This window comes from Synechococcus sp. UW140 (assembly GCF_900474295.1).
Classification (GTDB): domain Bacteria; phylum Cyanobacteriota; class Cyanobacteriia; order PCC-6307; family Cyanobiaceae; genus Synechococcus_C.
In genome coordinates, this window is record NZ_UCOB01000006.1 from 68,855 (window position 1) to 89,384 (window position 20,530).

Below are 20,530 nucleotides of genomic sequence, written 5' to 3' on the forward strand. Positions count from 1 at the left end.
ATCAGGCAGAGGGTGGTGGATCAGCCTCTGAGGTTGCCAGGGGAGCGTGACGCAGGAGTCCCCAGCAGGCGGTGTATCCATGCAGGTGGGTGCTCCCGGCCAAAGGACCAACTTCGCCGTTGCAGAAGGCACCCGCGATCGGTAGGTCTGCGATCACAGAACGGGCGATCCCAACATCCCCGTCTTTGCTGCCAAAGAGGCCTTCCCCCCTTCCGAGGCAGGCGAACAGCAGGCCAAACAGTGGCTGTTGTTCACAACGTTCTCTGGCCTCGCAGAGCAGCTGGCGGGCCTCTCTGCGGGAGGCTTCTGCTTCCCGTAGTTGAAACTGAACGTTCTGTCCGACCCGGATCCTTTCGGCAACGGCGACTGCTCCGTTTCGGGGATCGACGCCGATCAGGTTGCGCACCAGGAAGGCACTGCGTGGTTCTGGGGAAGTGCTGGCTCCCATCAGCAGAGCACCTCTTTCGATACCAAGGAAGAGGGAGTCTTTCACCAGTTCGCGTTCCTCGTCATTGAGCTCGGCAAGAACCCGCTGCAGGCAGGCAACAGGCGTGTCGCGTTTCTGGTTATGACTGAGTTCGAGCAGCACGTTCCGTTCAGCCTGCTCGATTGAGAACACTGGGCCAATTGGTTTGCATCCCTGCGCTACCGCCGGTTCCAGCGTCCAGTCCCCGCCAATGGCAATGCCGACGGCTCCACTTCTCACGGCCTGTCCCTGCAGAAGAGAGCCATGGGGGGCGGCATGAGGAGCGGCGATTCCTCCCAGGCAGGGAGCGGAAGGGAAGGCGTAGTCGAGGCCGCTCATCATGTCGTTGATGCTCGAGCTGCTTGGGTCGATCAGGATGATGAGCGACCGCAGCGCCGAAGGATCCAGTCCAAGCCATTGCTGCCACTGCTGATTGGATCCGTCTAGATCGGGCAGGGTGTCGGTTGTGACTGCAAAGGGTTGAAGCACCGCCCCAGGCAGGTTGAGCAGGGTGACACTCAGGGCTGGTGTTTGTTCCAGTTCGCAGGCTTTGCCTTTGTTGTTGGTGCCGACGACACCGCCGCCGATGCAACCCAGCCAGTGCTCCGATTGCAGTCGCTCCTGAAGGAGTGGCTGCAATCGGGGGAGATCACTGGCGAAATCACTGGAGACAAACACCAGGGCTAGGTCAGCTTTGGCCGGCCCGAGAGCGGTGCTGACCTCCTTCACGGCTGCATCCAGGGAGGTCTGACTGGACAGCGCTGTGCGACATCGGGCCTGGGCCTGGCGTGGTCGCAACCAGTTGAACGGTGAGAACAGCCGCATGGCTGGACCTTACCAACCCTGCCTTTGCGGATGTCTGCGTCGATAATGGCGCCGACTTGAACCACTCCGGTGCCCGATCTTCCTTACCGCAGCCTGGTGTGGCTGACCTATCGCCTCGGAGCCACCTTCGCTTTGGGTCTGCCACTTGTCCTGCTGATCTGGGCCGCGGTGCGCAGGGAGGCGGTGATCAATCGTTTACTCGGCATCTATTGGAAGGTGGCCAGCTTGCTTGTCATCACCCTGTTGTTGCTGACGGATCAGCGCCCACTGGGTTACATCACAGCCTTGCTGGCCCCCGTGCTGATGACGATCAGCGTTTGGTTCTGGGTGGATCTGAATGAGGAGCTCGCTGATGGATCTCTGCGTAATCCACTCACCCTGACGGTGAGGCTCTGGCGGTGGGCCTTGAGTGGGTTCTCGGTGATCGCTACCGCGATGGCGATCAGCAGCCTCTCTTGTGTGACGGCACTCCAAGGCAGTGACTGCAAAGCCTGGCTTGAGGCCCCCCAAGGATTGCATCGGGTACTGGAGAGAGTGTTTGATTTCCTGTTCGGTGGAGACTGGAACGAAGCCGTCGCGGCCTTCTTTGGCTACGTGATGCTGGTGGCCTATGTCGTGGGCCTGCTCCAGTGGCTGTTGGTCCGTCTGCCCAGACAGGGGCGCGTCGCAGGTGAGTTCTGATCCGTTGACGTCAGGTGAGCTCGTCATCTTGGAGAGCATCAGCCGTGAGCGCCCCGACCGTGTCGTGCGGCTCACTGGTTATGTTCAATTGTCGGGAGGTGCAACAGAAGCGCTTGAACTCTTGCTGTTCCGTGGCTTCAGCAGTTGCATCACTCACCCCACAGCCTTTGATCCCGATCAGAGCGTGTTGCCTGATGGGGCCTGCATTGAGCAGGCCACGTTGCTTGTGGGGCCATTGAATCCGGATGCTGAGCAACTGCTGTTGGGTCCAGTCCCCGTTCACCAGTTGCTCGACCCTGAGGCTTGGAGCTGAGTTAACGACGCTCAAGCACGGCCACACAGCGACCACACAGCTCGGGGTGATCTGGGTGTTGCCCGATGTCGTTTTCGTAGTGCCAGCAGCGTTCACACTTCTGACCACGGGAACGGGCGACTTCGATCACGGCCAGCTCACTCTCCTCGCTCGCCAAAAGCTCGGCCCAGGGATCACCTCCCAGCTGTAGTTGGGAGACCAACAACCAATCGTGCAGCCCATCCACCTCTGGTTGCCCGTGCTCCTGCATCCAGTTCACCGAGTCTTGCAGTGCTGGGCTGCGCACATCGATCCGCACGGTGGCTTCGAGGGACGCGCCTAGTTCTCTCCTGGCGCGGCAGTCTTCGAGCACGCGGTTGACGGCGCTTCGTAGGTCTCGCAGCTGCTGCATCGGGGCCTGGAGGCTGTCGTCTCGCCAACTGTCTGGCACCGTGGGCCAACCGCGCCGGAACACGGAGTCTTCCTCCACCGCGTAGGGCAGGTTCTGCCAGATGTCTTCCGCCATGTGGCAGAGCACGGGGGCAATCGCCCCGGAGAGTCGTTCGATGATGAGAGCCATCACCGTTTGACAACTGCGGCGGCGTTTGTCGTTGGGGGCACTGACGTAAAGCCGGTCTTTGGCGATGTCGAGGTAGAAGTTGGAGAGGTCGCTGACGCAGTAGTTCTGCAGCAACTGGAAAAAGCGGAAGAATTCGAAATTCTCAAAGGCCTCTGAAATGCTGTCGAGCACGGTGGCGGTGCGCTGCAACATCCAGCGATCGAGCAACGGCAGTTCGTGAATCGGGATGGCATCCCGTGTCGGGTCGAAGTCGTGGAGGTTGCCGAGGAGGTAGCGGGCAGTGTTGCGCACCTTGCGGTAGACGTCGGCGAGCTGGCGCAGGATGCCGGCGCCGATCGGCACATCCGCTGAGTAGTCCACGGAGCTCACCCAAAGACGCAGCACATCGGCGCCATAGGGCGGCTCTTGTTTCTGGTTCTTGCCACCCTCGATGATCACCATCGGATCAACGACATTGCCGAGGGATTTGCTCATCTTGCGGCCCTTCTCGTCGAGAGCGAAGCCATGGGTGAGCACAGTGCGATAGGGGGCATGGCCGTTGACCGCCACCGATGTGAGCAGGGAGCTCTGGAACCAGCCCCGGTGTTGGTCGGATCCCTCCAGGTAAAGGTCGGCGGGATAGCTCAGGCCCTCGCGCTGGCTGGCCACGGCGGCCCAACTGGAGCCGGAGTCGAACCACACGTCCATCGTGTCGGTGCCTTTGCGCCATTGGTCAGCTTCTGCCTGATGGCTGGGTGGCAGAAGCTCGGCTTCGTCGTTCTCCCACCACACGTCGGCGCCGTGCTCGGCAATGAGAGCCTGAATGTGGCTGATGGAGTCGGCGTTCAACAGCACGTCGCCGCTGCTGCGGTGATAGAAGACTGGGATCGGTACACCCCACGTGCGTTGTCGGGAGATGCACCAGTCGCCCCGTTCAGCAACCATGGACTCGATCCTGTTGCGGCCGGAGCTCGGAAGCCACCTCACCTGATCGATCGCCTCAAGGGCATCGGCGCGGAACCCCTCCACAGAGGCAAACCACTGCTCGGTGGCACGGAAAATGGTGGGTTTCTTGGTGCGCCAGTCGTAGGGGTAGCGGTGGGCATAGCTCTCGTGTTTGAGCAGTGCGCCCGATTGTTCCAGTGCTTCGAGAATGGCCGGGTTGGCATCTTTCAGGACGTTCAGGCCTGCGAAAGGACCGGCCTCGGCGGTGAGGGTGCCTGCTTCATCCACCGGACACAGCACGGGCAGGCCGTGCTTCCGGCCAGTGTTGAAGTCATCGACACCGTGGCCAGGGGCGGTGTGCACCAGCCCGGTTCCAGACTCCGTGGTGATGTATTCACCTCCAACAACGATCGGACTTTCCCTCTCGAGCAGGGGGTGGCGGTAGCTCAGGCCTGCAAGATCGGCTCCCTTGACCACGGCTCTCTGGGTTAGCGAGGTCTCGAACTTGGAGGCCAAGCCCTTGCACAGCTCGGAGGCCACAATCAGCAGACGGCCATCTGCATCGGCCGCGAAGGCGTAATCCAGGCGCTCATTGATCGACACCGCCAGGTTGGCGGGAAGAGTCCAGGGTGTTGTGGTCCAGATCGCCACCTTCAGCGTCTGCCCGAGCTCGGGGCCATCGAGCGGCAGCTCTAGGCCTTGCTTCTTAAGAGAGGCACGAAGCGCATCTGGCACGGAGACAGCTGGGAAGGCCACATACACGCTTGGGCTGGTATGGCCATCGGGGTATTCCAGTTCGGCTTCGGCAAGGGCGGTGCGGGAGCTTGGACTCCAGTGCACCGGTTTCAGACCTCGATAGATGTGGCCCTTGAGGGCCATGCTCCCGAAGACCTCGATTTGGGCGGCTTCATACTCCTTCTGGAGGGTGAGATAGGGGTGACTCCAGTCGGCCCAGATCCCCCAGCGCTTGAAGCCCGCCATTTGGCTTTCCACCTGCTTGCGGGCATAGACCGCAGCTTTCTTGCGAAGCTTCACCGGTGTCAGCGCTTTGCGCTGCTCTTGGTCCATGGCCTGGAGCACCTTGAGTTCGATCGGCAGGCCGTGGCAGTCCCAGCCGGGCACGAAGCGCACGCGCTGACCCTTCATCACCCGATGTTTGTTGATGATGTCTTTGAGCACCTTGTTGAGGGCATGCCCCATGTGCAGGGCCCCGTTGGCGTAGGGCGGGCCGTCGTGAAGAGTGAAGACCGGGCCTGGGTTCTCTTCGCCAAGGCGCTGGTCGATTCCTTGTGCGGTCCAGAAGGTCTGCAGCTGCGGTTCGCGCTGGATTGCGTTGGCACGCATTCCGAACCCTGTCTGGAGAAGGTTGAGAGTTTCCTTGTATGAGGGGCGCGCATCAGCGGCCGGGCGGCTCTCCTGGGACACAATGGCGCTGCAGCAACCGGGATTATCAGTCCTCGCCGGTGCTCATCGGGGTTTCGGCTTCCGGATCGTCGCCGGATGGCTCGGACAAGACCGTGCTCGAAGCTGTTGTGATGTCTGCATCGCTGGGTGGTTCCAGTGATGTTGCTGGTTTTGGTTCTGGCCGAACCCAACGTTTGCCTTTCCCCTTAACGCGAGGGCTGCCGAAGCCTTTGCCTCTTTTCTCGGAGGGTGCGCTGTGCATTGGCAGCGCCGATTCGGGCGATGTCCGCTTGGTAGCAACTTGATCCGCCGTCACGCTGATCGTCTCAGCGTTGACTGCTGCTTCGGCGGCTTCGGCTGTTGCGTTTGTCTCTGGTGCTTCTAGGGGTTCAGGAGCACTGATGGAGGCCACTGTGGTGTCGTTGTGGGCCTCAGGTGCTGTGCTTTCGGCCTGGTCAGTACTGGATGGTTCAGGGGTGGTGTCCTCTGTTTCAGGACGCACCCAGCGTTTCCCCGTGCGGCTTGTTCCTTCAGGCTTTGCAGAGGTCGGTGGGGAGGGCTTGAGAGCGGTGAGTGCTGCTCCGGCGCTGTTGCCAAGGCTCACCATGGCCGCAAGCAGCTGCTGCACGCTTGTGACCCAGCGTTCGCGAGAACTGAGACGCTGTTGTTCCTCGCTGCTGAGCTGGTGCCAGCGAGCCTGGGCCACTTCGCTGCCCAGCCGGCCGATGAGCAGAGTGCCGCAGACCACTGCAAGCATCGGCGACCCCCGCAGCAGATCGCTGCTGGTCACCAGCACCAGCCCAAGCAGCAGAACCACTGCCCCCCAGAGACCATCGCGCGGTCGGCTCAGTTCAGTTGCCAGCAGGGGCAGCAACAGCACTGCCATGCCCACCAGCAGGCAGAGATCTCCGGTGAGGTTGGCCAGCATCAGCAAGTGGGTGCGGGTTGGCTCCATTCTGGTTGGATGCCTAGAGTTCGGCCGCTGCCCACCTGGCGGAATTGGTAGACGCGCTGGTTTTAGGTACCAGTGGCTTCGGTCGTGGGGGTTCAAGTCCCCCGGTGGGCATTGCACTTTTCTTAGGGTCAAGTGCTTGTGACATGTTGAGAAGGCTGCGTCAACCGATGACCAACGCAACCGCTGCTGCCTTCACTGCACCGCCTGCGGGCCAGGGGTTGCGCTCAGTGCCAAAGGAGTTCCTTGACCCCCCTGCGGCCTGGAACCCCACCGTGGGGCTCTTCCTCTGTGGCTATGCCCTTGCTGCGGTCACCGTCTGGGGATGGTTTGTCGGGACCTGGCCCCTGCCCGTGCTGTTGATGACGGGATTTCTGGCCCTGCATTTGGAAGGCACCGTTGTGCACGATGCATGCCACAAGGCCGCCCATCCTGTGCCCTGGATCAACCAGGCCATGGGGCATGGGTCAGCTCTGCTGCTTGGCTTCAGCTTCCCTGTGTTCACGCGAGTGCATCTCCAGCATCACTCCCATGTGAACGACCCCAAGAACGATCCCGATCACATCGTCAGCACCTTCGGTCCGCTTTGGTTAATAGCACCGCGCTTTTTTTATCACGAGTATTTCTTTTTTCAGCGCAAGCTCTGGAAACGCTGGGAATTGCTGCAGTGGGGGTTTGAACGGGCTGTCTTCATCACGATCGTGGTCGCTGCGGTCCGCTTTGATTTTCTGTCCTTCATTTTCAATTGTTGGTTTGCCCCAGCCTTGATGGTGGGTGTCACCCTCGGCTTGTTCTTCGACTATCTGCCCCACCGTCCGTTTCTGTCGCGTAACCGCTGGCAGAACGCGCGCGTGTATCCCGGTCGCACGATGAACTGGCTGATCATGGGCCAGAACTATCACTTGGTTCACCATCTCTGGCCTTCGATCCCTTGGTTCGAGTACAAGCCGGCCTATGAAGCCACCAAGCCCCTGCTTGATGCAAAGGGTTCCCCTCAGCGCCTTGGGCTCTTTGAGACGCGCACCGATCTGTTCAACTTCCTCTACGACATCTTCCTTGGGGTGCGTAGCCATAAGCCACATGGCAGCAAGATGCGCCGCCTTGCTTGGGTCATGCCAAGTTCTCGCATGCGTCGGGGTTGGATGGGGCTGCTCCAGCGCACAGCTGTCACTCCGGCACGCAGACGCTTCTAATCAGCATTGAGTTTGTGCTGATTCGGTTCGGCTGTGTGCCTTCTGCTCGCTGTTGATCACTCCGTCAGGATCTTGGGAACCCGGAAGAAATCGCCTTCCCGCAGTGGCGCTTGGTTCAGCAGTTCTTCGCGCACATCGGTTGGCACAACTGCATCTTCGCGGGTGACGTTGACCACTTCCACAGCGCGCGTTGTTGGCGGCACTCCTTCTGTCTCGACGGCTTGGAGCTGTTCGACGTAATCGAGGATGCGCTCCAGTTGGCCGGTGTAGGTGGTGATGGTCTCCTCCGGCAGGTCGAGCCGAGCCAGCTTGGCCACCTTGCGCACGTCGTCGGCTGTGATTTTGCTCATGCAGCGGTGAGGAAGGTGGCTAAATCATTGCGCAGCGCCGTCGCTGCCGTGCTCAGGAATTCGGCGCCATGGTCGGCCTTCGCCAGAAACGGGTCAGAGCCCATGCGGCCATCGGGATGGCGGCGGCGGAAATCTGCCGGGCCATGGATGGGCCCGCAGGGGGCTGGTTCAGGTAGTGGGCGTTGTTTGTCCTCCAGGCTGGGATGTAGATGGAGGGTGAGGGCGATTTCGCTCGGGGTGGCGTGCTGGCCTTCCCTGTCGCCGTAGAGAGAGCGCGCACGTTGCATCACTGGTCCGGCCATGAACCAATTCGCCAGCCTGCAGCGCAGTCGCGGAGCGACTGGCAGGCCGCGGCTGGTGGCGGTGCCATAGGCCTGGGCGAAGGCGGCTTTGGCTGTTGCAATGTTCCCGCCGTGTCCGTTCACGACGAAGATCCGCTCGAAGCCATGGGTGGCCAGGGACAGAACCAGGTCATGCAGCACGGCCAGCAGGGTGTTGGGCTGCAGGCTCATCGTGCCGGCGAAACCGAGATGGTGCTCTGCCATGCCAAAGGCTTGTGCGGGAGTCACAAGCACACCGCTCTGTCGCCCTAGCTCAAGGGCCACCGCTTCGGCGGTCAGTGCGTCGGTGCCGATCGCTCCGGTGGGTCCGTGTTGCTCGGTCGATCCGAGCGGGATGATCACACCGTTGTACTGCTCCAGATAGCGATCTACTTCAGGCCAGCTGCGCAGAGCCAGTCGTATCGCTTCGGTGCTGGAGACCGGTCCTGGGAGGGGAGAGCTCATGCCAAGCGAATCATTCGTCTGATGATCGCTCAGCAACCCCCCGCTTGCCGATCGGGGAATGGATCAATGGGCGGTGCCGTTGCCGTCGTACTTGTCGGTGTTGTAGTAGCCACCTCTGGTCCCGAAATAGAGCGTCGCCAGCACGAAAAAACCGCAGCTAAAGAGCAGCACGGTGCCGAGGTTGAATCCTGAGAGGGCAGCGGCCATGGTCAGATGTTTGATGCTTTAAGCATGCCAACCAATCAGGTTGGAGTTGGAATTGGTGCGCTGATCGTCACCGTTGGCGTGCAGTGATCGCTCAGCTGTCGTTTTGGCGCGATCCAGGCAACGACATAGTCAAGGATGCAACGGTTGCTGGTTAACCAGTGATTTCCTGACCTGCCTCTGGAACGTCCAGCCATTGCCGCAACCAGGCAGTAAGCCAGATGAAGGGCAGTGTGTCTGCCAGGGCCGCCATGGCTTTGAACAGATAGCCGCTGGCGATGAAGGCGGTGAGCTGCGGCAGCACTGGTTCGCCGGTGCGGATTGGCAGCACGTGGGCTGCGTAGTGGCTAATCAGCACGACCGCGCTGGTGTCGACCAGCTGGCTCACCAGGGTGGAGCCGTTGTTGCGCAGCCATAGAGCTTTGCCTTGGGTGCGTTCTTTCCAGAAATGGAACAGACGAACATCCACGAACTGGGCGGTGAGATACGCCACCATCGAGGCTCCAACTGAGCCAAAGGCCAGCCTCTGGATCTCAAAGAAGGTCGTCTCTGGAGCGTCTTGGAGCCCCGGCATCACGCCTCCCAGCCAGAGGATCAGCACCACCCAGACGTTGAGCAGTAGGCCCACCCAGACCACCTGCGCTGCTTTGCGTTCACCCCACAGTTCACTGATCAGGTCGGTGCAGAGGAAGGTGACTGGGTAGGGGAGTGCACCGACGGCCACCACGATTGGCCAGGAGCCGATGTGGCCCAGAGCTAGAAAGCGCGTCAGCCCCAGGATGTTGAGCATCCCCAGGGTGCCGAGGAACAATCCCACCAGCACCAGAAACACCAGATCGCGGCGGGATTGCAAGCTGCTACTGGTCACGGTGGTAAAGGGAGACATGCCTGGGATGCTCAACAGGGCCTGTAGTGGCTGAAGGCCAGGTAGTCCTGACGCCATCTTGAGCTTGATGCCTGTTTGCTAAAGCGGCTCGTGCTCACCTGCCACCCCGGGTGCTGTTGCTCGGCCGATGGTGGATAGCGCTCCAGAACCACGGAGTGCACGAGGGTCTGTACAGGCCTAGCCCCTGGCCCCAGAAGTGCACTATGGACGGCATGGGGGCCGAGTCGGATCTGAAGCAGCATCGGCATCTGGAAGTGATTGCGGATGGCGAGATCCTTGGTGCTGTATGCGATTGCTGCGTCTTCTCCGAGCGAGTAGAAGCGCTCCTCGCCGTAGGCATCGATGCTGTGGTTATGGCGCTCAAGCACCCGACAGCCGGCGTGAAGGAACAATTGGTACAGGTTGGTGGCAATCAGGCATAGGCCGCCTCCGGCCTCGGAGAGAACTTGCCCCCGAATGAAGACGGGGCCAGCTCGGTAGCCAGCTGCTTCTGTGGGCTCTCCGAGCAGCTGCGACAGGCTGAATGCCTCACCGGGAGGGATAAGGTGGTTATGAAGCGTTTCAATCGCACGTTCCAGGTTGTGGAGGCGGTTCGCGCAGGTTGTGGCGTCTCCCCGTTCCGGAATGGGTGTGGTGATCTCTTGCCAAGGTCTGGCCTGAGCTGTGAAGGCTTTGGCCTCCGTCTGGCTCAGTGTCCGCTGTTGGAGCGCTGGTGTGCCTGGATACCGGCGCCATTGCGCCATGGCCTGGCATCCAGCCAGTCGGATCCGACGCTTTAAAGGAGGCGGAAGTCGATGCAGCATGCTCAGCAGGCCTCGGCCGATTCCAGCCAAGCAGACTGTTGTTCAGAAGAAGAGGATCAGTGGGCTTTGCTTCAGATGAAAGTTGTATTTAGAAGAATGCAGATCTTTTTTGAGGATGTGTGTCCAACGTTTTTGATGAATCCGCGCATCTACGATCTAAGGCTCATTTTTTGACATGCCCCTCTGAATTGAAACAGAGTGAGGATCCCATGGGCTTTGGTGGGGAACCTGAATTACTTTGCAAAGCTCTTGGACTGTTAATGGCAGGTTTTGGCTCTCATTCTTACTAGTTCCTATAGGCCGGAATTGCCCACTCCCCATGAAAAAGCACGTCCCCCTGTTACGGCCATCAGCTCTTCCTCTGATAATTCAGTCATCTCTTGAGATTGATTGATGTCATCCGCGGAAATGCGAAAGCCTGCATCCTTTGCAATCGCGACGATGGCATTGTTGTCTGCGGCTTTCTGGAGCTGGGCCTGAAGGGAGGTGTCGCTTTTGACCTTTTCCTGGAATGCTTTGAGTTGGCTTTCTGACATTACGGGGAAAGAAAGAGTGCTTTCATTATCGCAAATCCAACCGTTGTTGTCTCACTTGGGTCAAGAAGGTTGTCGCCCCCAATCCACTCCGATCGCCACCCCGTTCATTCCCAAGGGTTTTCCAGCCCTCACCCAAGCCTTCTTCTGCCGCCCTGCCTAGGTTGTGGGACCAGAACTGGTGAGCTGCAGATTGGCGAAACGTCAAGCTGTCAGCAGTTCGTTTTGGGGCGGGATTGTGGAGGTGGAGGCGTCTTCGCAGGATGAGCCTTGAGGTAAAAGACCCTAGGCTTGGCATGAGATCGCATTGACTGCAGCGGGTCTTGGTGCCAATCGGGAAGCCGCTCCCAGGACAGTCCCCAGATTGTTCGCACAGAGCCTCTCTCTCTGGCTGCGAAGGCCTGCAGGCCGAGTTGGCTGGGTCAGTGGTGCAGCCCTAGACCTGGTTTTTACCAGGACAGCAACAGCTGCCCTTTGTCTTGGATCTGCGGTTCAATCAAATCTCAGAGGAGTTGCAACAGGCTGCGGTGAGATGTCGCAGGGCGAATGGCATCCGTGATGGCGAGAAGAGAAGTGTGTGGTGATTGGGTTGAGTGGGTAATAAGGGTTGATAGACGTAGGGGTAAAGATCTTGAGGCTTGTTTTGGTGCCTTGCGGTGTTGGGTGTATGAGTTGATTGCGTCAATTGATGGGACGGTCGTTTGAACTGCCGTGGGACTATTAGTGCCACGTATTGGGTGACGATTTATGAGTTTATGGATTTTATTAAAGAAATAAAAAGCACCTGTTCCAGTGGGCTTTTGTTGCGGTTGGCGTGTTGTGTGTATGCCGTTAGGTGTGGTTCGCTGTCACATTCCAGGTAGGCGTTCTGGGTCTAGTGGATGCCTTTCTTTATCGTGTACCCTCACGTTCCTATTCTTCACGCTTTCTAGTGCGGCCTTAATTACTGGCTTTTCCCACGCTTTTTTTTGCTTCTCTCTATTCATTCCATTTGTATTGAAGCGCCACTTGATATTTGCTGAGAGGCGCGTATCAAAGGCATCGTCATAAGAGATGTTGGTGCCAATGGTGAGGTCGTTGTTGATGGCATAGGCAAGGCGTCCCTTCACGCCTGAACCGTCAGCAGTATTGAGGTCGCCATTTTGGTAGTAATAGCCAACACTCAGGTTCCAGTCTGGGGTGATGCTGTATCCCACATCAAGTCCGTAAGTATCCAGTGCGCCGCCTTTGTAGCGATTATTCAGTGTGTATTCCGTTGTCCCTGTTGGGATTAATCCATAGGCATTCAATGCCCAAGCGGCATTCACTGCCTCTAAGTCAAAGGCAGCCTGCTGGAAAAAGACCGTTTGCTTCCCAGAAACATCTACTCCCGTATCGGCGTAGCCCGTTGCCATCGGACGGGTGTCATAGCCACCGTTGATGCCAAACATCCAGCTCTGGTCACCATTCAGCCAGCGGTAACCAAGACGGGATGAGGTGGAGATGGTGGTGCCAGCCACCGTGGTGTTATTAATACTCGAATAGTAGTTGAAGTCAGCAAAATTGAGGTTGGCTTCCACGTCAGCAAAGAAGACGCTGTTGTCGCCAACGACCAGTGGAAGGAATCCTCCAATGCCTGCCTGGTTGGGCGTACCAGCGCCTTGGAGAGCACCTTGAAAGCCAATCTGTGGTTTGACCACATCCTTGAAGTTGATGCTCATCACCCCAAGGTCATCAGCCGTCCCTTGCGCAACCTCAGCAGGTTTGCCATTCACCTGAGGTATGGACGCCAGTGTCAGGGCTGCAGCACCAGTGAGCGTCAGACTTAAACGGATGGACTGCTGCATCTTGCACCACTTCACATCCAGAACATTGGCGTACACAAGCCAAGCTGCCACTTGGTTTAGAGCAGTTGGTTGGTCGTCATCAAGATGAAGGACGACGAGAATCCTGTTTCATAGCCACCCAGCCCATCGCCAAGGATTTCCCAGCTCTGCCTCAATCCTTCTTCTGCCGCCCAGCAGAGGTGGTGGGACCTGACTTGGTGGGCTGCAGGTTGGTCAAACGCCAAGACGACGGCAGCTTGCTTTGGGGCGTGATTGTGGAAACGGAGGCGTATTCGCAGGATGACCCCGCCTGCCACGGCTATCGGCGCCGCTCACCGCAGAACGAAACGCTCTTCGGTGACCCAGGGCGTTTTTATGTGTATGTGAGCTACGGCATCCACCACTGCGTGAATGTGGTGACCCACTGCGCTAACTGGGCGAACGGGGTGCTGCTCCGCGCCATCGCCCTCCCTGCTGAATCTGAAAGGGTTGCGGCCGGTCCGGGGCTTCTCGCACGTCGTTTCGGGATCGATCGCACCGATGACAGCAACTCGGTTTGTGGTGAGAATGAGTTGTGGCTGGCGCCGCGACCAGCAGCACTCGAGCAACCTGTGCTTGTGACGACCACCCGGATCGGAATCTCCCAGGGGCTTGCGTTGCCCTGGCGCTGGTATCTGCAGGCGAGCCGCAGCGTCAGTAAGCGGGCCCGGGGTGATCGGCTCCCGCCTGTTTCCGCTGCTTGGATGCCCGATGGAGCCCAAGCGTTATGAGCACCTGGAGCCATCGCCACATCCTTGATTTGGCGGCGTTCTCTCGCGACGATTTCGCGATGGTGTTGGAGCTTGCCCACCGCTTCCGCTCCATGCCCCTGACCGGTGCTCGCAAGTTGCCGGCGTTGCAGGGAAGGCTGGTTGCCACCTTGTTTTTTGAACCCAGTACACGCACCCGAAGCAGCTTTGAGTTGGCTGCCAAGCGTCTTTCTGCGGATGTTCAGAGCTTCGCGCCAGCCAGTAGTTCCTTGAGCAAGGGTGAATCCCTGCTCGACACGGCGCGCACCTATGTGGCCATGGGGGCGGATGTGCTGGTGGTGCGTCATCAGTGCACCAGCGTTCCGCAGCAGCTGGCTGAATCGCTGGAAGCTTCCGGTGAACCCACGATGGTGCTGAACGGCGGCGATGGCCTGCACAGTCATCCCAGTCAGGGATTACTGGATCTCTACACCCTGGCCCATTATTTCGATCCTCAAGGGGCATCGATCGATGTCCTTCAGGGCAAACGTTTGTTGATTGTGGGAGACATCCTTCATTCCCGCGTGGCCCGTTCCAATCTCTGGGCACTCACCGCCTGTGGTGTGGATGTGACCCTTTGCGGACCGCCGAGTTTGCTCCCCGAGAGCTTTACCAGTTTTGTCGATGCCCCTCCCCCTGGCCAGTTGTGGGATCCCGTACCCCAACGCGGCAGGGTCAATGTGGAGCGAGATCTCGACACCGCTTTGGCTGGGGTGGATGCGGTGATGACCTTGCGTCTCCAAAAAGAACGGATGCGCCAGCATCTGCTCACCGATCTCGATCGCTATCACCGTGCCTACGGCCTCAGCCACCAACGTTTGCAGCGGTGTGGTGCTGATATTCCTGTTCTCCACCCAGGCCCTGTGAACCGTGGGGTGGAGATGAGCGGCTCCCTTCTTGATGACAATGCCCGCTGTTTGGTCGAGGAGCAAGTCCGCAACGGCATCCCAGTGCGCATGGCCCTGCTTTATCTCATGGCAGCTGCTGAGTCGTCTGTGGAGCCTTCTGAGGTTTCTGCGGGATGATCATGATGGCCTGAAACCTGATTGGAGTAGTACTCCATGGCGGCCTTCAAAGCAGCGTCGGGTGCCGAGATCGATGGGCCTGTGCCTCCGCTCTGCATCGGGAAGGGTGCATCCGGCGCATCAAGGCCAATGTGCTGGCTTGGCATGCCAGTGAGCAGCATGGATGCTCGTTGTTGTGATGTCACCGCAAAGATCCACTTGATCAGAAGCGTCAGGCGGTTTTCACGCGCGGGCATGAAGGCCAAGTGGGCCATTGCCCAGAGGAGCCAGCCAATCCCGCCACTGAATTTCAAGCCACGCAGATCGGCGACTGCGTCGATCCGGTCGAGCACGGCCATGCTGCCGAAATCAAACCAGTTGAAGTTCGGGCGAGGTGTTTGAGCCACGATGGCGCCAATGTCTTTGCCCACGAAACCGCCTGCCTGGGTGGCAGGACCGGCCATGCCAGGAAGTGGGTTGCCGCTGCTGGTGTGGCGGTAGGAGCAAAGATCCCCCACCACCCGAATCTCCGGATGGCTTTTGATCGAGAAGTCTGGTTCGACAACCACTCGACCGGCTCGGTCGAGTTCGCAATCGATTGCTTCGGCCAGTTGTCGGCCAAGGTGAGAAGGGCGCACCCCAGCGGTCCAGATCACTGTGGCCGCCTGGATGAGCAGGTCCCCCTCCGGGGTGCTCATCGTCACTTCGCCCGGTTGCATCGTCTGCACCCGAGCCTTGAATTGCACTTCCACTCCCAGCTTTTCGAGGCTGGTCTGCGCCGCCTTTGACAGAGACTCCGGCATCGCCTTGAGCAGCCTTTCTCCTGGATCTACCAGCACGATTCGCGTGTCCTCGGTGTTCAATTGCTTGAACTCACGACGCATGGCGTTGCGCATCAGTTCCGACACCGCACCAGCCATTTCACAGCCGGTTGGCCCACCTCCAACAATCACAACGGTCTGGAGGAACTTACGGGCCGCAGGATCTGGTGATTGTTCTGCTTGCTCAATCGCCATCAGCAGACGTCGACGGATTTCTTCAGCGTGCTCGAGGATCTTCATTGGCGGCGCAAAGGTGCGCCATTGCTCATGGCCGAAGAAGCTGCTTCCGGAGCCCGTGGCCAGAACCAGATGGTCGTAGCTGTAGGCCCTGGAGTTGAAAATGATTTGTTTGCTATCAGGCTTCAGATTGGTGACCTCGCCCAGAAGCACCTGAACGTTGCTTTGTTTGCCGACTAGCTGGCGCAGAGGGGTGGCAACATCACCACGAGAGACGAGGCCAGTGGCGACCTGGTACAGCAGGGGCTGAAACAGGTTGAAGTTGCGCTTGTCGATCAAGGTGATGCGTACATCGGCCTTAGCAAGGGCCTTGCAGGCCCTGACTCCTGCAAATCCTCCCCCCACGATCACAACATGGGGCGCATGGCGGAGCCTCTCTTCCGGTGGTTCCAGCTCGAGGAAGAAATGCTCTGCTGCCATCAACCCTGTAGCAATGGTCCTAAACCGAATGGTATGAACGTTGTTCGGAAATGACCGTTTTGGTTTGAAACTTCGGAATTGATCCGGATGGAAGGTGTGCGCGTTGTGATGGCCCCTATTCAGAGCAATTTGAAGCCTTCCAGCAGCAGGCCGTAGAGCAAACCGATTCTCGTCATATCGATCATTTGCAGGCCTAAAAGGGTCTCGGTTCGCTTCGGCCATGGCCGGCGGATCCTGACAAGCATTTCCCAGAAGGCCACTGTGATGAGAGCAGCCACAGGATCCATCAGTCCGCTGGCGCCAGCGATCGACCCCACGGAGCTTCCGATCAGGAAGCTGGCAAGCATCAAGATCAGCAGCAAGGAGGCTCGTCGCCATGGGTTGTCTGCCCAGCGCTGCAGTCGCCCCCACCAATCACCCAAGCTCCGTTGCAGATGGGTTGTCTGTAAACGTTGACTCATCGCTCTCCGGCACCATCCGGAGAGATCCAGTCAATCCCGTGGAAAAAGAGGCAGGGATGACAGTCGATGATCCCCATCACCCGACCCAGTGCCCTGCCATTAGCTATATACACCATTTCTGGTGTTCGTGCCGTAACGATGCACTACGGGTGGTGGGTAAAGAGGGCTCGACCGTTGAAGTCCTTGGCCCGCCGTCAGCGCTCATGTCCCAAGCAAACCTCCCCACGGGAGGCTTGGCAAGGTGGCGATTGCTTATTTCGATTCTGCTTTGGCCTTCCTGGATCCCTTCCCTTCCAGTAGCTCAAGCAGGGCTTCCATCTGAGCCATCACACCGCGCACTTCGCCTGCTTCTGGAAGCAGCCCGTCCTCCATCACGCCTTGGTGCATTTCTCGCAGCTCCTGACGGATGTAGCGCAGGTGGCTGACTACCTGCTCTCGCTTCGACTGCGACATGAGGGAAAAGCTACTAATGCCCTCCCTTTTACCTCATGATCCGTCCTTGCGGATGGCGTTTGCTGTTCAGTGTTCCGGCCAGTGCGATCAGTCCGAAGGTGACAAGAGCGGTTGGCCTGGCCAGCACCGTGGCTGCCACGAGTGTGCTGAGCGCTGTGAGCAGGGGGAGCCTCGGCCGGCGCGTTAGGGATCGGGCCAATGTGGATGGCCTTCGCTTGGCCATGGTTATCGCCTTTTGCTGAACTGGGCCCGGGCTTCGGCATACACATCAGCATCGATCACGTTGATGCCGGCGGCATTGGCGATCGATTCGATTTTCTTGCGCACAGCCGGACGCACGAAGAAAGGAACTTCCCTCAGGGCTTGTTCAGCTTCATTGCTCCACTCCATGCTCTTATCAATCTTCGCCTTAAAAAGAGGCTAAAGGATGCAGTGCTTGAAGGGCGTCATCTTTGAGTTCTTTTGCTGTCACTAGCGGTTGGGCTCTGATTGAGTGTCATTCAGTGTTCTCGCGTCTGTCTGCCCTCATCGCTGGGCAGTGACAGTGTTCTGGGGTCGGCCCGCCAGAATGTGCTGCACGGCTTTTGCTCACACTTGTTGTTCACGCTGCGATCAACTCACCACGGCGGCCTCATTCGGCTGATGGCAATGGCAGGATGCGATTTATGCATTGGTCTTGATTGTGTCGTGAACAGTGATGTTGTGTTTTTGAGGTGATCGGTGTGAGGACGTTTGTGGGTCTCCTTTTTGTGCTGGGCTCATTAAAGATGGTGGTAAAAGGTTGTAAGAAAGTATTCGCATCTATGTATCCTTTGTGCATTGAGATGGGCTGTATGTCGCCATGGTTTGGCTCAAATTGTTGGGGTTTAGATGCTGACTCGATTTAATCTGTGAGATTATGGTTCTCCTTGTTCTATGGCTGAACTAGCGCTCCGCTTTAAAGCTCTCATTGCTCAATCGATGACGGGGCTGATGAGTAAAGCATTGGTCTGCGCAATGCTTTCTTTGATCAGTGCTGTCTATGCGCACGAGATGTTTTTAGCTTCAGCAGATGTGCTGAGTATGGGGATCGCGGTCTTGCCAATGGTCGTTGTGGCCTTGGGATTTTTGATCGTTCTGATTAACATTGCTTTGGGGTCTGAAGGTGAGCAAATTGTCTAGCTCTATTTTGCTCGCGCCCAGGAGCCTCGCCTTGGCATTGATTTTTTTTATGGGCTCAGCTTTTCATTGTCTTGATTGGTTGGGTGTAGAAAGAACCATTGAGTGGGGCATGGGAATGGTGTTTGCATTTGCGATGGTGATTTCGCTGGTTTTTTGGTGTAAGAAGCTTGTTCGTCTTAACATTTTAAGATTTATCTCTTGATTTTTGCGTTGCAATGATGTCTTCCGGCAGAATCTTGGTTGAATGACTTGATGCTTTCATTGCGTTGGCCTTTTTGGTGTGCGGCAGTTTTTTGAGCCTGCATGCTTTAACTCCACGACGCGTTGCGGCCCTGCTCGGCATCGTTGGCTGAGTGGTCTGGATGCCGCATCAGGCGCGCACCCGCTCTTCTCTTTCCCTCCACTAAGGTCCTGCAGAGGGTCTCACCAGAGCCTTGCCTGATCGTGTGAATCGCTCAAAGTCTCGATCTTGAGCCTCGGTTTTAGGAAGATCCTGCTGATCATGCTTGAGATCGTGATTGCATCTCACCTCCCTTCGAGGCGAGTGCGGTGGTCTGGCTGGCTGGCTGATCAGCAAGCATGAGCTGCTTCAGGCGGTTGTATCGCATCTCATACGCAACCATTCGTTGCTCAGCAAGCTCCTGGAGTCGCTCAGCATCTCGATAAGTGGAACGCATGGCAGAGAGCTCCGCATGCATTTCAGCAGATAGGCCAAGCTCTACAAGCTTGTCACTGTTGTCGTCGAGCATCAAGTTGCAAACATGATGGATGTCTAATGGGCGGTTTGGCTTCAATCTGTTGTGGCTAGCCATCTTGGTTGATCCAGTTTTGAGCACGAGTGAGTGAAGAGTTGAGTTTTTGCTGTCAGCTATTGGGATAGAAAGTTGCACTTTTTCGTTAGCAGCTCATGCTTCCGCGTTGCCAGTCACCTGCGGCTGAAAGTAAACGTTCCTCTGCTTTGTGTTCTCCACCCCAGCTCTTGATCAAGTCGACCAGGGCTAGCCAAGACCATGCAGGCTGTCGTGAAGCCCCGCTTGGCCGGCCATTGCATCGAACAACAGCCTGCAGGAATGCAGGCTCTCCCCTGTCAATCGCTTGAGGCATCGTCTCGTGATCAGTGAGGTGGTGGTCACGAACCATCAGCTCTTGTCCCTGCTCTGATCATTTGTATCTGGCAGCATCGAAGGCAACGCATCATTGAATGCAATGCGGTGTTGCCGACTTTTCATCTGGCAAGCGTTGACCAGCGGTCTGACGATCAACAGTGCTACTGGCTGTGGATGCTCAAGACTGCAGGCCAGTCACTGTGATGGCATTGTTGTGTCACCAATCTGTTTCTCAAGGTTGGCACTCTGTGCCCGTCCTATTGCCGCCTCTTCGATTCAGTCGCTCTCAAGACAAGACAGGTCTCTTCTGGCCGCGAAGCACGATGATCTCATCCCTGTCGTTTGCGATTGATCGCTCTGCCATCGATATCATGCAACCAATAAGAGTTGAACCCAAGGGGGCTGCTCTGCTCAGGGGGATGAGTGTAGGAGTTGCGTGATTGTGTAGCGATCGCTTCAAATGTGTGAGCTGATCACAACCGGTTGAAAAGGCTGTCTAAGCAGCTTCTTCTTGTTTGGTGTCCTCTTCGGAGAGCAAGAAACGCTTGCGCTGGGCTGACTCATAGCCAGTCAGTTCCTGCTGCTGTTGTTCCTTGGCTCTCTCTGCTTTGTTGCACCCCATCAAAAGGGGGTGGATGCCTCTTCTGCTCATTTGATTTGACTCTTATCGGATCGCGCGCGGTGGCTTTGAAGCCCAATCGCGTCAGATAATCTTATCGTTTTCTCTTGGCTGGGTGAGTGGGGTCTCCAGCGGCTTTACATATCGATGGTGTGCCGTTTCGGTGGATGCTGCCTCGAAGCAGTGTCTCGGCACTTGCTGAACATGAACATCGTCACACTCATGAAACTCTCAGTTGGTGAGCATCATGTAGGCACTTGCTGCCAAAACGGTTGCTTTCGAAGCAACCACACAGCATCGTGATCACCCGCGATACACATTGGCCTCTCCCCGTTCTCTTGACTGCCCCAGCCTGTCTTGAATGGTCATGGGCTTAGAGCGCTGGTGTCCAGAGTGGGCGTTGGATCACGCGCGCGCATCCGAAAAATCTTGCATCGCTTTGGCATGGAGGCCAACTCTGGATGCTGCGCGTGTTTCTAGTTCCTTGCGTAGGTGAGTGGTGGCTTCACGAACAAATGCTTTTTCGTTCTCATGTGCGGTAAGGATTTGCTTGGTGACCTCTTTCAGTTCAGCCAGTTCTTGACAGGCATCAATCTCGCGGAAGGCGGCTTCAAGCTGAAATCTCTGTTCGACAGACAAGCGATGGTGGCTCATGGGGATCGTTGATCATCGAGATAAGCTATGGATCTCTGGTCGGTTGGTGTTGTTCGGTCGTTGGTTCGGCAACCACCCTTAGAACCAGTTGCAGTGGTCTAGTCCGACCAGTCAGATTGGATA

Annotated in this window: 24 protein-coding genes and 1 tRNA gene; 7 read left to right on the forward strand and 18 right to left on the reverse strand. The window is 57.7% G+C overall.

From position 1 onward, the window contains the following. Nucleotide 1: 1 nt before the first annotated feature. Nucleotides 2-1,291 (reverse strand): FIST N-terminal domain-containing protein, encoded by a 1,290-nt coding sequence (locus DXY10_RS02625; protein ID WP_115015854.1) that lies wholly within the window; start codon nt 1,289-1,291, stop codon nt 2-4. A 69-nt stretch (nt 1,292-1,360) separates the two neighbouring features. On the opposite strand from DXY10_RS02625, the gene DXY10_RS02630 reads away from it, so the two are divergent. Both DXY10_RS02630 and DXY10_RS02635 read left to right on the forward strand, forming a co-directional pair. Further along, nucleotides 1,361-1,972, forward strand: a complete 612-nt coding sequence (locus DXY10_RS02630; protein ID WP_115015856.1) for a DUF3177 family protein — start codon at nt 1,361-1,363, stop codon at nt 1,970-1,972. Between the two features lie 4 nt (nt 1,973-1,976). Next, nucleotides 1,977-2,285, forward strand: a complete 309-nt coding sequence (locus tag DXY10_RS02635) for a hypothetical protein (protein WP_115015859.1) — start codon at nt 1,977-1,979, stop codon at nt 2,283-2,285. Between the two features lies 1 nt (nt 2,286). Here the strand turns inward: DXY10_RS02635 and ileS are convergent, their stop codons facing one another. Beyond that, nucleotides 2,287-5,193, reverse strand: coding sequence for an isoleucine--tRNA ligase (ileS, locus tag DXY10_RS02640; protein ID WP_115015861.1), 2,907 nt, complete (start codon nt 5,191-5,193; stop codon nt 2,287-2,289). Nucleotides 5,194-5,218: 25 nt separating this feature from the next. Then, a complete protein-coding gene (locus DXY10_RS15110) occupies nt 5,219-6,127 on the reverse strand; it encodes a hypothetical protein (RefSeq protein ID WP_244281898.1) in 909 nt (302 codons plus the stop codon). Between the two features lie 29 nt (nt 6,128-6,156). Here DXY10_RS15110 and DXY10_RS02650 point away from each other — a divergent pair. Together DXY10_RS02650 and crtR are read left to right on the forward strand one after the other, a co-directional pair. Then, nucleotides 6,157-6,238, forward strand: a tRNA-Leu gene (locus DXY10_RS02650). A gap of 56 nt (nt 6,239-6,294) precedes the next feature. Further along, nucleotides 6,295-7,317, forward strand: a complete 1,023-nt coding sequence (crtR, locus tag DXY10_RS02655; protein WP_115015863.1) for a beta-carotene hydroxylase — start codon at nt 6,295-6,297, stop codon at nt 7,315-7,317. A gap of 56 nt (nt 7,318-7,373) precedes the next feature. On the opposite strand, the gene gatC is transcribed toward crtR, so the two are convergent. From gatC to DXY10_RS02690, 7 genes are all read right to left on the reverse strand, one after another. Then, nucleotides 7,374-7,667, reverse strand: a complete 294-nt coding sequence (gatC, locus tag DXY10_RS02660) for an Asp-tRNA(Asn)/Glu-tRNA(Gln) amidotransferase subunit GatC (RefSeq protein WP_115015866.1) — start codon at nt 7,665-7,667, stop codon at nt 7,374-7,376. Then, nucleotides 7,664-8,452, reverse strand: a complete 789-nt coding sequence (locus DXY10_RS02665; RefSeq protein ID WP_115016023.1) for a creatininase family protein — start codon at nt 8,450-8,452, stop codon at nt 7,664-7,666. The genes gatC and DXY10_RS02665 overlap by 4 nt, the downstream gene beginning before the upstream one ends. A gap of 63 nt (nt 8,453-8,515) precedes the next feature. Next, a complete protein-coding gene (locus DXY10_RS14425; protein ID WP_170955668.1) occupies nt 8,516-8,659 on the reverse strand; it encodes a hypothetical protein in 144 nt (47 codons plus the stop codon). Nucleotides 8,660-8,810: 151 nt separating this feature from the next. Continuing rightward, entirely contained in the window at nt 8,811-9,542 is a 732-nt protein-coding gene (locus tag DXY10_RS02670; RefSeq protein ID WP_115015869.1) for a queuosine precursor transporter, read from the reverse strand. An 11-nt stretch (nt 9,543-9,553) separates the two neighbouring features. Further along, nucleotides 9,554-10,345, reverse strand: coding sequence for a VanW family protein (locus DXY10_RS02675; RefSeq protein WP_136989015.1), 792 nt, complete (start codon nt 10,343-10,345; stop codon nt 9,554-9,556). Between the two features lie 293 nt (nt 10,346-10,638). Next, nucleotides 10,639-10,881: a Nif11-like leader peptide family natural product precursor gene (locus DXY10_RS02680; protein ID WP_115015873.1), complete on the reverse strand. Its 243-nt coding sequence runs from the start codon at nt 10,879-10,881 to the stop codon at nt 10,639-10,641. Nucleotides 10,882-11,726: 845 nt separating this feature from the next. Continuing rightward, entirely contained in the window at nt 11,727-12,704 is a 978-nt protein-coding gene (locus DXY10_RS02690) for a carbamoyl-phosphate synthase L chain (protein WP_115016025.1), read from the reverse strand. Between the two features lie 110 nt (nt 12,705-12,814). Here DXY10_RS02690 and DXY10_RS02695 point away from each other — a divergent pair, with 110 nt between their 5' ends. Both DXY10_RS02695 and DXY10_RS02700 read left to right on the forward strand, forming a co-directional pair. Beyond that, a complete protein-coding gene (locus DXY10_RS02695) occupies nt 12,815-13,453 on the forward strand; it encodes a DNA-3-methyladenine glycosylase (protein ID WP_115016027.1) in 639 nt (212 codons plus the stop codon). After that, nucleotides 13,450-14,496 carry an aspartate carbamoyltransferase catalytic subunit gene (locus tag DXY10_RS02700; RefSeq protein ID WP_115015876.1) on the forward strand — a complete coding sequence of 349 codons (1,047 nt, stop codon included), beginning with the start codon at nt 13,450-13,452 and terminating at the stop codon, nt 14,494-14,496. The genes DXY10_RS02695 and DXY10_RS02700 overlap by 4 nt, the downstream gene beginning before the upstream one ends. On the opposite strand, the gene DXY10_RS02705 is transcribed toward DXY10_RS02700, so the two are convergent. The 5 genes from DXY10_RS02705 to DXY10_RS02725 form a co-directional block, all read right to left on the reverse strand. Beyond that, nucleotides 14,439-15,953, reverse strand: coding sequence for an NAD(P)/FAD-dependent oxidoreductase (locus DXY10_RS02705; protein WP_115015879.1), 1,515 nt, complete (start codon nt 15,951-15,953; stop codon nt 14,439-14,441). The two genes, DXY10_RS02700 and DXY10_RS02705, sit on opposite strands and share 58 nt — an antisense overlap. A gap of 119 nt (nt 15,954-16,072) precedes the next feature. Beyond that, complete coding sequence (locus DXY10_RS02710; protein WP_115015881.1) at nt 16,073-16,414, reverse strand: DUF565 domain-containing protein; 342 nt, start codon at nt 16,412-16,414, stop codon at nt 16,073-16,075. A gap of 252 nt (nt 16,415-16,666) precedes the next feature. Next, the gene (locus tag DXY10_RS02715) at nt 16,667-16,867 is read right to left on the reverse strand and encodes a hypothetical protein (RefSeq protein WP_007099795.1); all 201 of its coding nucleotides are present in this window, start codon (nt 16,865-16,867) and stop codon (nt 16,667-16,669) included. 28 nt (nt 16,868-16,895) lie between these two features. Then, nucleotides 16,896-17,090, reverse strand: coding sequence for a hypothetical protein (locus tag DXY10_RS02720; protein ID WP_115015884.1), 195 nt, complete (start codon nt 17,088-17,090; stop codon nt 16,896-16,898). A gap of 2 nt (nt 17,091-17,092) precedes the next feature. Beyond that, nucleotides 17,093-17,257, reverse strand: coding sequence for a PCP reductase family protein (locus DXY10_RS02725; RefSeq protein ID WP_115015886.1), 165 nt, complete (start codon nt 17,255-17,257; stop codon nt 17,093-17,095). A 525-nt stretch (nt 17,258-17,782) separates the two neighbouring features. Between DXY10_RS02725 and DXY10_RS02730 the strand changes: the two genes are divergently transcribed. Continuing rightward, nucleotides 17,783-18,028, forward strand: coding sequence for a hypothetical protein (locus tag DXY10_RS02730; RefSeq protein WP_115015888.1), 246 nt, complete (start codon nt 17,783-17,785; stop codon nt 18,026-18,028). A 500-nt stretch (nt 18,029-18,528) separates the two neighbouring features. Here DXY10_RS02730 and DXY10_RS14430 read toward each other — a convergent pair whose 3' ends face one another. The 3 genes from DXY10_RS14430 to DXY10_RS02745 all read right to left on the reverse strand — a co-directional run bounded on the left by DXY10_RS14430 (nt 18,529) and on the right by DXY10_RS02745 (nt 20,407). Next, entirely contained in the window at nt 18,529-18,777 is a 249-nt protein-coding gene (locus DXY10_RS14430; RefSeq protein WP_170955670.1) for a hypothetical protein, read from the reverse strand. Nucleotides 18,778-19,630: 853 nt separating this feature from the next. Next, complete coding sequence (locus DXY10_RS14985) at nt 19,631-19,756, reverse strand: hypothetical protein (RefSeq protein WP_256359467.1); 126 nt, start codon at nt 19,754-19,756, stop codon at nt 19,631-19,633. A gap of 402 nt (nt 19,757-20,158) precedes the next feature. After that, nucleotides 20,159-20,407, reverse strand: coding sequence for a hypothetical protein (locus DXY10_RS02745; RefSeq protein WP_115015897.1), 249 nt, complete (start codon nt 20,405-20,407; stop codon nt 20,159-20,161). Between the last annotated feature and the right edge of the window lie 123 nt (nt 20,408-20,530).